Here is a 15,120-nt window from a genome sequence, read left to right as displayed (position 1 = left end):
ATGGTGACCGACGCCGACGGGGCGCGGCGGGATCAGCGGTTGTCGAAGTGGGAGTCGAAGGCGGCGTCGGGCAGTCGTAGACGTGGCTCCGAGCGTACGCGAGGGCGAGGGGGCGCCGGTCAGGCGCTGGGCGCCGGTGCGCAGGATCGCGCGGATGGCGCAAGAGCGGCTCGCTCTTGGGCCCGCGCCGGGGCGTGGGTCTGCTGGGGCACGCGGCGGCGGGGCTCGTCGAGGGCCTGGGTGGCGAGCCTTGACGACATGGAAGGCGTCGAGCACCGCGGTAGCGTCGTCGAGCTGGTCGTCAGTCATCAATGGCGTTCTTGCAGCCCTGGAACGCTTCGAGGGCGGCGACCTTGACCCCGGAGCGAAAGTCCTGGCCACGCCCGGCCAGCCAGCTGCTGGCCTTGCCCGAGCCGCCGGGCACCAGACCCAGCCACCTGTCCCGCACGACGCCGTCAGCGCCAGGGGTCAGATCGACCATCCCGGCCAGGTGCTGGGGGCCAGGACCACCACGCTCCAGCGACAGCTCACGCACGTGGTGCCACACCTGCTCGTCCACACCCAGACGCTGCACACCGGCCAACCCCGGCCAACCGGCTCTCAATCGTCACCCATCACCACCAGCACAGGCTCGAGTGACCGACCACAGCGTGCTCCCCGTCGTGCCCAGCCACCCGGCCACGCCCGCCACCGAGGGCTGCCCGCGACGGATCTGGTCGACCGCCCACCAGCACGCCCGCACCGTCAGCAGCGCACACGGCCGGGCCACCCGCTCGTCCTGCTCAGCAAACACACCCGTCGCGCACCCCGGCCCAGCACACCTCCGGGTCCTCGTGCGCCACACCAGCCGCACCGGCCCGCCCAAGCACGGCGCGTCGACAAGCACCACCTCACAGCGCCCATGGCAGCAACCACACCACACCGCACACAACCCACCAACGAGCGCGCTGGCTCCACGCCCACAACCAGCACCCCAGCACCGTCACCGACCTCCCCCCCCCTCACCCCACAACCACGCCCACACCGGCACGCCGCCCACCCCCACCACAACTCGAAAGAGCCGGGATTCCGCGGAATCTGACAGACGCCGGGGAGTCTGAGCGTGCATGAGCCTGCGACCCGGACCGAACGAGCAGGTCCTCGTGGGAACCTCCAAGACACCGCGGGAGTCGCCCCGTACGGCCGAATTGGAGCAGAGTAGGGTGGTGTAGCACCCGGGTGGCCGTGGTTGCAGGTCCGACGGCCTCGGACGATCTCGTGGGGCTGGGTGTCGGGCGGGTGAGCGTCGTGCGCTACCGGAGAGCATGTGCGCGAAACCTGGACAGCACCGGTCCTCACGGGGGCTGCCGCGCGGCGTGCCCGCCCTTGTGACGTCACTATCGGAGTCAGGTAGGATGACTTCGATATCGAAGTCGATTCTCCCGTGGTCGGCACAGTGAGGCGAGGTGTCGTATGCAGTACCAAGGCAAGGTGTCGGGGCCGGAGTCGCTTGGGCGTATTTTGCAGCAGGCGCGCTTGCTGGCCGGGCTGACGCAGCGTGAGCTGGCCAACCAGCTGGGCACCACTCAGAAGTACATCTGGGAGATGGAGGCCGGCAAGCCGTCCATCTTCACGGACCGCTTGTTCGCAGCCATGGAGGCGACCGGCATGGAGCTCACGGCCACTATCACCGTCCCCGATGATGAGGATGTTGCGCGTGATGAGGCTGACCATGGGTGACCTCGTCGTCGAGCTCTACGGCCACCGGCTCGGTGTGCTGCGCGGCGACTGGCGCACCTTCGACCTGGTGCCGGATCCTGCTGCTGCGCTTCACTTCGGTCTTGATTCGACGGTGATGTCGATCGCCGTTCCCCTGCAGGCGCGGTCGAGCCGTTCGCGGGCGCCCATCCGACGCAACTTCTTCGCTGAGCTGCTGCCCGAAGGGCGGATGCGAACGAGGCTGGCACAGACCGCCGGAGTGCAGGAGCATGACGTTATCGGTCTGCTCCGCCAGTTCGGGCGCGACGTGGCAGGCGCCTTGCAGATCTGGGATCCGCAGCTGCCCGGCGAGCCCAAGAGCCCTCGGTATGAGCCCCTGGAGCAAGGCGACGTGGCTCGCATGCTGGCAGCCGTATCGGAGGAGCCGCTGGGGAACAAACCGATCGGCGGCAAGACGTCGCTGGCCGGCGTCCAGGACAAGATCGTCCTGGCTCGCAGGACTGACAACGGGTGGAGCCGAGTGGTCGACGGCGCCCCGTCGACCCACATTCTCAAGCCCCTTCAGACTCGATATCCGACGCTCATCTACGACGAGGAATACGGTGCCCGACTGGCGCGAGCCGTCGGATTGACCAGTTACGCCACCTGGGTCGAGGAGTTCGAGGGGATCCCGGCCGTGGTGATCGAACGCTACGACCGTGACCCTCTGGCACCTCAAGGGCGTGTGCACCAAGAGGACGGTAACCAAGTGCTCGGGGCTTCCGGCGTGCAGAAGTACCAACGAGAGGGTGGGGTCGTCACTCTGGAGCGACTGGCGCGCGCCTTCCAGGGGGCAGGCGGCATCCGGATGGTGGAGGCCCTGTTCGGACAACTCGTGGTGGCGGTGGCCGTCGGGAACCTTGACATGCATGCCAAGAACGTGTCTGTCCTTCATCCGCCGGACGGCACCTGTCGACTCGCCCCCGTCTACGACATGGTGCCGCAGACTCACCTGCCCACCGACGGGGAGCTGGCGCTGGCGGTCAACGGCGTGTACCGGCATGCCTCGGTGACGGGCGCGGACCTGGCGGCTGAGGGGGAGCGGTGGGGGATCGCCGACGCGGCTGCGTGTGCCGAGGCGATCCTTGCCGACCTGTCCGCAGCACTCGACACCGAAGCGCCGCTGCCGGGGGCGCACCCTGGCCTGGTGGATGACATCGGAGGCTTCATTGAGCGGCTTCGCCAGGGCTGATCGGAACGGGAAGCGCTTCTCCCAGTGTCGCGCCTCAACAACTGGCTCGTCACAGCTGAGGCTGTAGCGGGCCAGGAGGGCGATGAGCGTGAGCAGGGCCGAGGCAGGCGTGGCGCCGGGCCCTGCGCCCTACGCCTCGCGGTTGGCCTCGAGGGCCTGCAGGAGCGGTGCGTAGTGGTCGGTGATCGCGCTGCGGTAGGCCTCGACGTCGCCGGCGCGGGCGGCCTCGAGCATGGCGCGGTGAGCCTTGGCGGTGCGCTGGATGTCCTCGGGGGTCGGGGCATCCAGCAGCGGCACGGTGAGGGTGTGGACGGCCCAGAAGGCGTTGATGAGGTGGTGGAAGAGCTGGTTGGGCAGCGGCTCCAGAAGCATGGAGTGGAACTGGTGGTCCTGCTCGGTGAAGGTGCTGTTGGTGGCGGCGAGCTCCTCCATCTCCTCGACGACGGCGTCGATCATGGAGTCCTCGCGGCCCTTCCAGACGGTGATCACCTCCTCGGCGAGGGCGGAGTCCAGGGTGGCGCGGACCTCGACGATGTCGCGCAGGGACCGAAAGTCGTCCCCAGGCTTGAGCAGCCCGCGGAAGACGAGGGACTCGACCATGGGGCGCATGGAGACCTGGCCCACGAAGGTGCCGTGCCCGTGGCGCACGGTGACGATGTCCAGGGCCACGAGCGTGCGCACGGCCTCGCGGACGGAGGAGCGCGACACGCCCAGGTCCGCACAGAGCTGGGACTCCGTGGGCAGGGGGTCGCCCGGTTGCAGGTGCTTGGCGAGGATGTAGTCCTTGATCGCCGTGATGGCTGTGGAGGACTGCGTCGTGTTGTCCTCGGACAGGGAGACGTAGGTGCCGCGCGTGGATGCCATGGGCTTCATTGTCCTCGGTGCTCCGCTCGTTCTTGAGTATTAGGTCCTGCCGCGCATCTCGCCCGTGGGTGTGATGGCGTGTTCTCGCTCACGAAAAGCGTGTTGGTGGGCCGTTACGTGCCGCACAATGTGACTTGGCACGTGACGGGCGACGACGCGTCGTCATATGTGCTACAGTGATCCTACCAACGTCAGACAACAGACGTCCGACTTCAGGAGACCATCAATGGCGATCTCAACCCCCCACGCTTCCCGACGCGACTTCATCCGCATCAGCTCCACCCTCGGTCTGGCTGCCGGCATCGCCGCCACCCTGGCCGCCTGTGGTGGCGGCGACGGCGGCTCGGGCACCTCGGCCACCACTGGTGCGACCGGGGACTCGATGATGGAGGCTCCCGCCAGCTCTGACGGCACCATCACCGCGGGCATTTCCTACGAGCTGGGCACCAACGGCTACGACCCGATGACGACGACGGCCGCCCTGACGGTCGCCGCCAACTGGCACACGATGGAGGGTCTGACCGAGCTCGACCCTGCCTCCCGCGAGGTCTACGCGGCCCTGGGCGCCGAGCTGCCGACCGCGATTGACGACACGACCTACGAGGTCACCCTGCGTGAGGGTGCCGTCTTCTCCGACGGTACGCCCGTGACCACCGACGACGTCGTCTTCTCCTTCGATCGCGTGCGTGACCCTGCCAACAAGTCGCTCTACGCGCAGTTCATCACCTTCGTCGACACCGTCACCGCCAAGGATGACACGACGGTGACGATCACCACGAAGTACCCCTTCTCGCTGATCGCCGAGCGCCTGAGCGTCGTTAAGATCGTCCCCCGCGCCGCTGCCGAGGCCGACCCGGCCGCCTTCGACCTCAACCCGGTCGGCACGGGTCCCTACACGATGACCGACAACGGGGCGGGTTCCCAGAAGGTCGTCTTCGAGCGCAACGAGGGCTACACCGGTCCCAAGCCCGCTCTGGCCAAGGACATGGTCTGGCAGATCCTGCCCGACGACACGACGCGCACGAACGCCATCACCTCCAACACGGTCCAGGCGATCGACGCCGTGCCGGTGGCCAACCTGACCTCCATGCAGGACCCGATCAAGGTCGCGGCGCAGCAGGGCTTCGGTCTGCTGTTCATCATGTTCAACAACTCGGTCCTCACTGACGTCAAGGCGCGCCAGGCGGTCCTCTACGCGCTCGACTACGCCTCCATCTGCGAGACGGGTCTGGGCACGCTGGCCACGCCGGCCTCCTGCTTCGTCCACGAGGACCACCCGGCCTACAAGAAGGCCTCGACGGTCTACACCTACGACGTTGAGAAGGCCAAGAGCCTCCTCGCCGAGGCCGGTGTCACCGAGATCAACCTCCTGTGCACCGACCACGGCTGGTTCTCCAACGTCCGCCCGATCGTGCGTCAGAACCTCGAGGCTCTGGGTGTCACGGTCAACTACCAGGAGAAGAAGTCCTCCGAGGTCTACGGCTACATCGACTCCAACGAGGGTGCGTGGGACGTCATGCTCGCCCCGGGTGACCCCTCGGTCTTCGGCTCCGACGCTGACCTGCTCCTGCGCTGGTGGTACGGCGGCGACGTGTGGACCGACACCCGTATGCACTGGAAGGGTACGGAGGCCTACACGAAGGTCCAGGAGATGCTCGACGAGGCCGTCAAGCTCACCGGTGACAAGCAGATCGCCAAGTGGCAGGAGGTCTTCAACCTCCTGTCCGACGAGGTTCCGCTCTACCCGCTGCTGCACCGCAAGACGCCCACGGCGTACAACGGCGAGACCCTCCAGGGCTTCAAGCCGATCGCGCTGACCGGCCTGTCCTTCGCCGGGGTCGGTACGACGGCCACGGCCTGAGGCATAGTGTCGGTGCCGGGGGTTGCAGCACGTGCTGCAACCCCCGGCACCGACCGTCTTCGCGTCCGGGCCGCGCGCTCGAAACGTGACACACCGCCACTTGCCATCTGACGTCAGACATCAGACAATACGAGTGGCGGCGATGCCGTCATCACCTCCTCGTCCGCCCGTCGTGTGCGGGTGGCGATGGACACCGAAGCAAAGGAGCACCCAGTGTCCAACCTCCTCCGCCTGATCGGTCGGCGCCTCGTCGCACTGCCGCTCATGGTGCTGGGCGTGACGCTGCTCGTCTTCGTCGTCATGTCGTTCTCGAACGCCGACCCCGCGCGCCTGGCGCTCGGCGAGTCCGCATCGGCAGACGCCCTCGAGCAGTACCGCGAAGTCCACCACCTCAACGACCCGCTCTTGACCCGCTACGGGGCCTACATGATGTCGCTCCTGCACGGCGACCTCGGTCAGAGCTTCACGGGCGTGAGGATCACGGATCTTGTGTCCACGGCCTTCCCCATCACCCTCCAGCTGACCTTCATCGGTATCTTCCTCGCGGTCATCATCGCCCTCGTCCTGGGCGTCGTCGCCGCCCTCTACCGTGACCAGTGGCCAGACCAGGTCATCCGCATCATCTCCATTCTCTCCCTGGCGACCCCCTCCTTCTGGCTGGCACTGCTGCTCATTCAGTGGCTCGGCGACGTGCCGGGCGGAGCGGGCTTCTTCCCCTCGCTCGTGACCGACTGGGTGGGCTTCACGGATGACCCGGGTGCCTACCTGCGTCAGATCGCCCTGCCGGCCTTCGCCATCGCCGTGCCCAACTCCGGCACCCTCACTCGCATCGTGCGCACCGCCATGGTTGAGGAGCTCGACCGCGACTACGTGCGCACCGCCATCGGTGCCGGCATCCCCAAGCGCACGGTCATCGCCCGCAACGTCCTGCGCAACGCCCTCATCACGCCGCTGACCGTCCTCGGCCTGCGCCTGGGCTACGCCATGGGTGGCGCCGTCGTCATCGAGATCATCTTCAACATCCAGGGCATGGGCCAGCTGATCTTCCAGGGTGTGACCCGCAACGACGTCAACATCGTCCAGGGCGTGTCGATCACCGTTGCCGCAGCGTTCATCATCATCAACATCGTGGTGGACATGCTCTACGTGCTCGTCAACCCGCGAATTAGGAGCATCTGATGCTGCACCGCCGCACGCTAGACAAGGTTGCCGCACCCGGCACCCGGTTCCAGGGCTGGAAGGCGCTGCCCCTGGGCTCGAAGGTCGCCGTCATCGTCCTGACGGCCCTCGTCCTCGTCGCCCTGCTCGCCCCCGTCATCGCCCCCTACTCGCCTCGAGCGACGGGTCTGGCCTCCACGGAGGTCGTCACCCAGATCGAGGGCGTCGGAGAGGTCGTCTCCTCCGATCCTGCCGTCGCCCCCTCGGCTGACCACCTCTTCGGCACCGACGCCTCCGGGCGTGACATCTTCTCGCGGGCCATCTACGGCGCCCGCGTCTCCCTGATCGTCGGCCTGTCCGCCACCGGTCTGGCACTCGCGGTCGCCTCGGTGCTCGGCGCCATCGCCGCCACCAGCCGCAAGTGGATCGCCGAGACGCTCATGCGCGTGCTCGACGTCGTCATGTCCTTCCCGGGCATCGCTCTCGCGGCCGTGCTCGTGCTGGCCCTGAGCCACTACATGCCGGTGGTCCCCGTCATCGTCACGGCCACCGCCGTCATCTACACCCCACAGTTGACGCGCGTCGTGCGCGCCAACATCCTCGCCCAGTTCGGTGAGGACTACGTCGCCGCCTCCAAGGTCATGGGTGCCCGCGTGCCCTCGATCCTCGTCAAGCACGTGGTGCGCAACTGCGTGGCGCCGATCATGGTCTACGCCACCGTCCTCGTCGCCGACGCCATCGTCTTCGAGGCCTCCCTGTCCTTCATCGGCACCGGTATCCAGGCCGTCAACACGCCCACCTGGGGCAATATGCTCTCCGAGGGCAAGGCCCTGGTCCTGTCCGGCCACTGGTGGCCGACCTTCTTCCCCGGCCTCATGATCCTCATCGCCACCCTGTCCCTCAACGTCCTGTCCGAGGGCCTGACCGACGCCATGGCTTCGCCCAGGATCCGCAAGAAGGTCGACGTCCAGGCCGACGAGGAGGCCCTGGAGACGGAGGAGGCGTGGAACGAGGCCGGCGACGCCGTGCGTGACAACGCCGAGCTGCCCGCCGACGCCATTGCCGGTGGACAAGCCTCCGGGCTCACCGGTCTCGTCGAGCCCGCCGCCGAGGAGGTCCCGCTGTCCGCACGCCTGGCTCTGCTGCGCGACGCCGAGCTGGCCCGCCACGACCGGCTGATCTACCCGACCCCCGAGGCCACGCCCGTGCTGGAGGTCACGAACCTCTCCATCGCCTTCCCGCAGCAGCACGGCGAGGTCAATATCGTCGACAACGTGTCCTTCTCGGTCCGCCCGGGCGAGACCATGGGTCTCGTGGGCGAGTCCGGCTGCGGCAAGTCGATCACCTCGATGGCCATCATGGGCCTGCTGCCCCCGACCGCCCGCATCACCGGCGAGATCCTGTTCAACGGTAAGAACATCCTCGAGATGACCCCCGCAGAGCACAACACGCTGCGCGGTCACGAGATGGCGATGATCTACCAGGACGCCCTGTCCTCGCTCAACCCGTCAATGCTCGTCTCCGCGCAGATGAAGCAGCTGACCTCCCGTGGTGGCACCCGCACCGCCGAGGATCTCCTCGAGCTCGTCGGCCTGGACCCGGAGCGCACCCTCAAGAGCTACCCGCACGAGCTGTCCGGCGGACAGCGTCAGCGTGTGCTCATCGCCATGGCCCTGACCCGCGACCCGAGCCTTGTCATCGCCGACGAGCCCACCACGGCTCTTGACGTGACGGTCCAGAAGCAGGTCATCGACCTGCTCAACGACCTGCGCGAGAAGCTCGGCTTCGCCATGGTCTTCGTCAGCCACGACCTGGCACTCGTGGCCAAGGTCGCCCACCGCATCACGGTGATGTACGCCGGACAGGTTGTGGAGCAGGCGGGCACCTCCGAGCTCATGAGCAACCCGGTCCACGAGTACACCCGTGGCCTGCTGGGCGCGGTGCTGTCCATCGAGGCCGGCTCCAAGCGCCTGCACCAGGTGCGCGGTACCGTCCCCAGCCCCTCCGAGTTCGTCTCGGGAGACCGCTTCGCTCCCCGTTCGGACCATCCGACGGTGGGCCTCGAGACCCGTCCCGTGCTCAAGCTGGTGCCCGGAACGCATGAGCACTACCACGCCATCACGCCCGAGCTCGAGGCGATCCTCGCGAAGGAGGCCAACTGATGTCCGCTGACAAATACGCCGGGTGGAACCCGGAGACGGACCCGGTCGTCGAGCTGCGCCACGCGCACGTCATCCACAAGTCCCGCACGGGCAAGCTCTTCCGGCCCGACACGGTCCACGCCGTCAACGACGTCTCCATCTCGGTGCGTCGCGGCGAGACCCTGGGCCTCGTGGGCGAGTCCGGTTGCGGCAAGTCCACCACCGCCCGTGTCATGGTCGGCCTGCAGAAGCTGACCAGGGGTGAGGTCCTGTTCAAGGGCAGTCCCCTCGGTCACAGCGCTGCGGACCGGCGCAAGCTGGGCCGTGCGGTCTCCGTGGTCTTCCAGGACCCGGCGACGGCGCTCAACCCGCGCATGATCGTCCACGACACCCTCATCGACCCGCTCAACGTCCACGGCATCGGCTCCCCGGCCGAGCGTGAGGCCAAGGTCAAGGACCTCCTCCACCTCGTCGGCCTGCCGCCGAGCGCCATGGACGTCCTGCCCCGCCAGATCTCCGGCGGTCAGCGTCAGCGCGTCGCCATCGCGCGCGCCCTGGCGCTGGACCCGGACATCATCGTGGCTGACGAGCCCACCAGCGCTCTCGACGTGTCGGTACGCGCCCAGGTGCTCAACCTGCTCCAGGACCTCAAGGCCGCCCTTGGCCTGGGCCTGGTGTTCATCAGCCACGACATCAACACGGTCCGCTACGTCTCGGACCGCATCGCGGTGATGTACTTCGGGGAGATCCTCGAGCTCAACACCACCGAGGAGATCTTCGCCAACCCGCAGCAGGAGTACACGCGCACCCTCCTGGGCGCCGTGCCCTCGCTACTTGAGGTCTGACCCGCCGCCCCGCCGGGCACCCCAGTCACCGGCAGCCGGCCCCACCCTTGTGTGGGGTCGGCTGCCTGCGTTTGTGATGCCTCCGACGACGGCTCGGCGCGTGTCGTCCTGAGGCGCCGCCGCGAGGTCCAAAATCGCTCCACATATGTTAAGCAAACGTCTTGACGTCCGAATGAGGCCGGGATAGATTGGCTGATGTCGGCAGGTCAAGGATGACCTCAGCGGGGCGTGAGAGCCCCGGATAATTCGACGGTGAATGACAAGGAGGGGCTCATGCACACGGCATCAAGTTGGCGTATCACCACGAGCACCCGTCGTCGTCGGTCTGCTGTCCGCCAGGGACGCGGCCCCTCCGTCCTCGCCGCCTGAGGCGGTGCAGGAGTCAGGCTCCTTCACTTCTCCGCCATCGTGCGGGTACTGCCGCCCTTGAGGTGAACCTCGGGTCCCACCCGTCCTCCCGGCCCCGCCGGGTGCCGTCCTTCCCCTGACGTCGCCGTCGCGACGCGGGAGGACCGGCTGACCGTCATTTCTTGAGAACAATAACCTCTCGGTGACGCGCCATTTCTTACATGCATTTTCCGGGGAGAAGTGCGCCCATTTTCGGGAAAGGAGAAAGACATGCAGGAGAAACTCATCCTGCCGGATCTCAACCACGAGCCACGGTTCTGCCGGGAAGGCAGCATCGTCCTCGACTTCGTCTCCCGCAGCGACGGCGACCTCGTGCGGATCACCGACGAGGCCCACCACAGCCTGTCCCTGCGGATCAACGGCGGCTACGCCGTCTACGAGGCCGACGCCCTCGACACGTGGAACACGCTCGAGGCGGAGGACGCCCGCGCCCTCAACGACGGCCACCGCCACAGCGCTGTCCTCACCGTCACCGCACGGGGGACCCGCCTCTACATCGACGGCTACCAGGTGTTCAGCGGCACCTCGACCGCCTTCCTCGCGGCCCTCGAGGGTGCCCTCACGCTCCAGGTGGGCGGTGACGGCGGCCCCCACGTCCTGTCATTCGACGTCCTCGGCCGCGCCCTGACCTCACGCGAGGTCCTCGGCCGCGCTCACGTTGCGCAGCCCACGGTCGAGTTCGCCGCCAACCGCCTCAACGCCCTCGACGTCGCCCGCCTGGCCACCTGGCGGCGCGGCTCCATCGACCTGCGCTTCCGCGTGCGCGGCCGCATGCAGGAGGGCGCGCTCCTGGCCGTGGGCGGCGGCGGGCGCGAAGGCCTGAACCTGCGGGTCACCCCGCACGGGCTGGTCTACCGGGCCCTGGCCGCCGACGGCACCGTCCTGCGGGAGGTAGCGGCAGTGGGGCAGTGGAGCGATGGCCAGTGGCACCGCGTCGCGATCTCCTGCGGGCACGGCGCCGTCGACCTCTACGTGGACGGCTTCCGCGAGGTCCACGCCCCCGGCGAGTTCTTCCTCGGCGACGTCGAAGGCCTGGACGAGATCGTCATCGGCCAGGACTGCCACGGCGTACGCCTGTCAGGGGAGGTCCAGAGCGCCGGACTGTACGAGCAGGTGCTGAGCAACGAGCAGGTCAAGCGGCTGCACGGTGTCGCCCCCGTCGAGACCGACGCCGTCTTCGACCGCGGCTTCCACGGCGCAGCGTCCTACCGCATCCCCTCCCTCCTCACGCTGAGCTCGGGCACCGTGCTGGCAGGCGCCGACCAGCGGGTCTCCAGCCCCAACGACTCGCCCAACGACATCAACTTCGTCGTCCGACGCTCGACCGACGGCGGCCGGACCTGGGGCCCGCTCCAGACCGTCATCGACTGCCCCGGCACCGGCCAGGACGCGGCCTCCGTCATCGACTCCTGCATGGTCCAGGACCCGGCCACCGGTCGCGTGCACGTGCTCATCGACCACTTCCCGGGCGGGCTGGGCCAGCCCAACTGCGTGGCGGGCACGGGCTTCGACGAGCAGGGCAGGCGACTGCTGCGGGACCTCGATGGCGCCCTCTACCGGATCGAGGCCGACGGCTCAGTGAGCACCGAGGACGGCTGGGCCACCGGCTACCGGGTCGATGAGGCCCTCAACCTCACCCTCGAGGGCGAGCCGGCGGGCAACATCGAGCTCGCGCCGGGCGCCTGGCCCGGACAGAGCCTGTTCGCCGTGCCCACCTGCTACCTCCAGCACGTCTACTCCGACGACGACGGCCTGAGCTGGTCCGAGCCCCGCGACCTCAACCCCTCCCTCAAGGAGCCGTGGATGAGGTTCCTGGGCACCTGCCCCGGCACCGGCATCATCCTGCGCCACGGCCCGCGCGCCGGCCGGATCATCGTCCCGATCTACTACAACAACGACGAGAACTGGCTCGCCATGTGCGCCGCCGTCATCTACTCCGATGACCACGGCGAGACCTGGACCCTGGGGGCCAGCCCCAACCAGGACCGCCCCACCGCCGTCGGACCCCTGGACCCGCGGACCTTCACCGACGAGACCTGGTCACTGCACGAGGCGACCGTCGTCGAGCGCGAGGACGGCAGCATCCTCATGCTCATGCGCAACCAGCACCCTCGCGCACGCGTGGCCACGGCCGTCTCGGGCGACGGCGGCGAGAGCTGGGGCGAGATCGGTTTCGACGACGCGTTGCCCGAGATCTGGTGCCAGCCCAACGCCCTGTCGCTGAGCGGCCCCGCGGGCGAGGACCGGATGGTCTTCGCCAACGCCTCCCTCATGCTGCCCTACCGGGGCTGCGGCGTCGTGCGCCTGAGCCTCGACGGCGGCAGGAGCTGGGCGAGCTCGCGGACCTTCAACCCCGCCCACTACGTCTACCAGTGCCTGTGCGAGCTGCCCGACGGCGACATTGGCCTGCTGTGGGAGAACGAGTGCCAGGGCCTGTACTTCTCGCGGCTGCCGCTGAGCTTCTTCGGCCTGCCGCTCGAGGCCGCCACGGCGGACGAACAGAGCGTCCCCACTCGCTGAGCGGCTCCCACCGACTGTCCGATTCACCACCATCACCCACCACACCTGTTCATAGGAGAACGCCCATGTCCCGTACCACCGTCCCCGCCCTCCACGGCCCCTCACGCCGCGGCTTCGTCACCGCCACCGGCGTCGGACTGCTCGGCCTGCTCGCCGCCTGCGGCTCAGGCGGTTCCGACGACGCCGAGGCCGAGGCGACCGGCCCGCTGTCCGGCACCGTCACCATGTGGTCCTCGTTCACCCAGGGCCCGCGCGCCGAGTGGATGCAGAAGATGGCCGACGCCTTCCACGCCGAGAACCCCGAGGTCACCGTCAACATCGAGCTGTTCTCATGGGGCGAGTTCAACACCAAGTGGACCACCGGCCTGACCGCCGGCCAGGTCCCCGACATCTCCACCGCCCTGCCCAACAATGTCGTCGAGATGATCAACGCCGAGGCGCTCATCCCGCTGGACGACGTCATCGACTCCATCGGCAGGGACAGGTTCCCCGAGGCGGCCCTGCGCGAGGGCCGGCTCGAGGACGTCTCCTACTCCGTGCCGATCTACTCCCACGCCCAGGTCATGTGGTACCGCAAGGACCTGCTCGAGGCTCACGGCCTGGGCGTGCCCCAGACCTGGGAGGAGCTCGCCCACGCCGCCAAGACCATCGGGCGCAGCAACGACCTCTACGGCCTGTCCGTGCCGCTGGGCACGGGGGACATGATGGGGGCGCGCTACCTCAACTTCTACGTCCGCTCGGCGGGCGAGCGCCTGCTCAAGGCCGACGGCTCCGCCAACCTCACCTCCGCCGCGGCGCTGGAAGGCGTCACATACTGGGTGGACCTGTACAAGGAGGTTTCGCCCGAGGGCTCCCTCGAGTACGCGGTGCTCGACCAGGCGACCCTCTTCTACCAGGGCAAGACCGCCTTCGACTTCAACTCCGGCTTCCATATCTCCGGTGTCGAGGCCAACAGCCCTGACCTCCTCGGCTCCATCGCCGCGGCACCCCTGCCCCGCCTCAAGGCCTCCGACCCGGTGAACTACCCCGCCGAGACCTCCACCATCCCGCTGGTCGTCTGGCAGGCCTCCGAGGTCCGGCGCGAGGCCAAGGCCTTCCTCGAGTTCCTCTACTCCACGGACGAGTACATCGAGTTCCTCCGCGCGGTGCCCGGCGGCATGCTGCCCGTCCTCAGTGACGTCGCCGAGGACCCGGCCTTCCTCGACAACGAGACGATCTCCACCTTCGCCGACTCGATCGAGGTGATCCAGGACCAGGTCGGCGTCGGCAGCGCCATCGGTATGGAGGAGGGACCGGTCGTCCAGGCCGGCGTCCTGACCAGCCAGGGCCTGATCGAGAAGATGTTCCACTCCGTCATCATCGACGGCACGGACATCGAGGCGGCCGCCAAGGACTGCGACGACAAGCTCAACGCGGCCTTCAAGGCCGCCGGGGCTCAGATCGGCTGACCCCCGCCGAAGCGCCGGTGACGTCGCATGACGCCACCGGCGCCGGGAGTACGACATGTCTCGTGTCAAGCAACTCAACTGGACCGGCATCGCCTTCGTCGCCCCCTCGATCGTGGTGGTGCTCGCGCTGCTCATCTACCCGGTGCTCTCCAGCATCTGGTTCTCCTTCACCAACAAGCACCTGCTGCGTACCGACTACGACGTCATCGGGCTCGACAACTACACCGACCTGCTCACGTCCCCGGAGTACTGGAACGCCTTCGGCGTCTCCGTGCGGTGGACCGCCGTGTCCATCATCCTGCAGCTGCTGGCGGGCCTCGTCCTGGCCCTCGCCCTGGACCGGGTGCCCCGGGGCTCGGCGGTGTTCCGCACGCTGCTCATCGTCCCCTGGGCCTTCCCGGCCATCATCACGGCCTTCGCCTGGAAGTGGATCCTCAACGACGTCTACGGCATCCTGCCCAACCTGCTGACCCGCAGCGGGCTGACCGAGTCGAACATCGCGCTGCTGGGCAACCCGGTGCTCACCTTCTGGGTGGTGCTGGGGGTCAACGTCTGGTTCGGTGCGCCCCTGTTCATGGTCAACATCCTCTCGGCGCTCAAGACGATCCCTCAGGAGCAGTACGAGGCGGCGATGGTCGACGGGGCCAGCGGCTGGCAGCGCTTCCGCTTCATCACCCTCACGCACATCCGCGAGGTCGTCGGCCTGCTCGTGGTCCTGCGCGTGATCTGGGTCTTCAACAACTTCGACATGCTCTTCCTGCTCACGGGCGGTGGTCCGGGCACGCGCACGACGACGCTGCCGATCTACGCCTACCAGGAGGGCTGGAACCTGCGTCAGCTCGGGGTGGCCTCCACCGTCACCGTCCTGCTGCTGCTGTTCCTGCTGGCCATCGCCATGGTGGCCTTCCGGGTCATGAACCGCTGGGACAAGGAAAGGGGCTGACGC

11 protein-coding genes are annotated in these 15,120 nt (G+C 68.0%); 9 read left to right on the top strand and 2 right to left on the bottom strand.

The window, feature by feature from the left end; translation table 11 throughout:
* Positions 1 to 301 precede the first annotated feature (301 nt).
* Complete coding sequence (locus tag ID810_RS08650) at positions 302 to 559, bottom strand: hypothetical protein (RefSeq protein WP_166856637.1); 258 nt, start codon at positions 557 to 559, stop codon at positions 302 to 304.
* An 893-nt stretch (positions 560 to 1,452) separates the two neighbouring features.
* Here ID810_RS08650 and ID810_RS08645 point away from each other — a divergent pair.
* Both ID810_RS08645 and ID810_RS08640 read left to right on the top strand, forming a co-directional pair.
* Positions 1,453 to 1,719: a helix-turn-helix domain-containing protein gene (locus ID810_RS08645; RefSeq protein ID WP_166856639.1), complete on the top strand. Its 267-nt coding sequence runs from the start codon at positions 1,453 to 1,455 to the stop codon at positions 1,717 to 1,719.
* Positions 1,700 to 2,929 carry a type II toxin-antitoxin system HipA family toxin gene (locus ID810_RS08640; RefSeq protein WP_243856610.1) on the top strand — a complete coding sequence of 410 codons (1,230 nt, stop codon included), beginning with the start codon at positions 1,700 to 1,702 and terminating at the stop codon, positions 2,927 to 2,929. The genes ID810_RS08645 and ID810_RS08640 overlap by 20 nt, the downstream gene beginning before the upstream one ends.
* A 129-nt stretch (positions 2,930 to 3,058) precedes the next feature.
* Here the strand turns inward: ID810_RS08640 and ID810_RS08635 are convergent, their stop codons facing one another.
* On the bottom strand, positions 3,059 to 3,793 hold the full coding sequence (locus ID810_RS08635) for a FadR/GntR family transcriptional regulator (protein ID WP_166856641.1): 735 nt from the start codon (positions 3,791 to 3,793) through the stop codon (positions 3,059 to 3,061).
* Between the two features lie 226 nt (positions 3,794 to 4,019).
* Between ID810_RS08635 and ID810_RS08630 the strand changes: the two genes are divergently transcribed.
* The 7 genes from ID810_RS08630 (at position 4,020) to ID810_RS08600 (ending at position 15,117) form a co-directional block, all read left to right on the top strand.
* The gene (locus tag ID810_RS08630) at positions 4,020 to 5,654 is read left to right on the top strand and encodes an ABC transporter substrate-binding protein (RefSeq protein WP_166856643.1); all 1,635 of its coding nucleotides are present in this window, start codon (positions 4,020 to 4,022) and stop codon (positions 5,652 to 5,654) included.
* Between the two features lie 213 nt (positions 5,655 to 5,867).
* Positions 5,868 to 6,833: an ABC transporter permease gene (locus ID810_RS08625; RefSeq protein WP_166856648.1), complete on the top strand. Its 966-nt coding sequence runs from the start codon at positions 5,868 to 5,870 to the stop codon at positions 6,831 to 6,833.
* On the top strand, positions 6,833 to 8,974 hold the full coding sequence (locus tag ID810_RS08620; RefSeq protein WP_166856650.1) for a dipeptide/oligopeptide/nickel ABC transporter permease/ATP-binding protein: 2,142 nt from the start codon (positions 6,833 to 6,835) through the stop codon (positions 8,972 to 8,974). The genes ID810_RS08625 and ID810_RS08620 overlap by 1 nt, the downstream gene beginning before the upstream one ends.
* Positions 8,974 to 9,798 carry an ATP-binding cassette domain-containing protein gene (locus ID810_RS08615; protein ID WP_166856653.1) on the top strand — a complete coding sequence of 275 codons (825 nt, stop codon included), beginning with the start codon at positions 8,974 to 8,976 and terminating at the stop codon, positions 9,796 to 9,798. Before ID810_RS08620 ends, ID810_RS08615 begins: the two co-directional genes overlap by 1 nt.
* 618 nt (positions 9,799 to 10,416) lie before the next feature.
* Complete coding sequence (locus ID810_RS08610) at positions 10,417 to 12,726, top strand: sialidase family protein (protein ID WP_166856654.1); 2,310 nt, start codon at positions 10,417 to 10,419, stop codon at positions 12,724 to 12,726.
* 65 nt (positions 12,727 to 12,791) lie between these two features.
* On the top strand, positions 12,792 to 14,174 hold the full coding sequence (locus ID810_RS08605; protein WP_166856656.1) for an ABC transporter substrate-binding protein: 1,383 nt from the start codon (positions 12,792 to 12,794) through the stop codon (positions 14,172 to 14,174).
* A 55-nt stretch (positions 14,175 to 14,229) separates the two neighbouring features.
* Positions 14,230 to 15,117 carry a carbohydrate ABC transporter permease gene (locus ID810_RS08600; RefSeq protein ID WP_166856658.1) on the top strand — a complete coding sequence of 296 codons (888 nt, stop codon included), beginning with the start codon at positions 14,230 to 14,232 and terminating at the stop codon, positions 15,115 to 15,117.
* The last annotated feature ends 3 nt before the right edge of the window (positions 15,118 to 15,120 follow it).

The sequence above is a fragment of the Actinomyces respiraculi genome (assembly GCF_014595995.2).
GTDB classification, from domain to species: domain Bacteria; phylum Actinomycetota; class Actinomycetes; order Actinomycetales; family Actinomycetaceae; genus Actinomyces; species Actinomyces respiraculi.
This window is presented reverse-complemented; position numbering and strand designations above follow the sequence as displayed.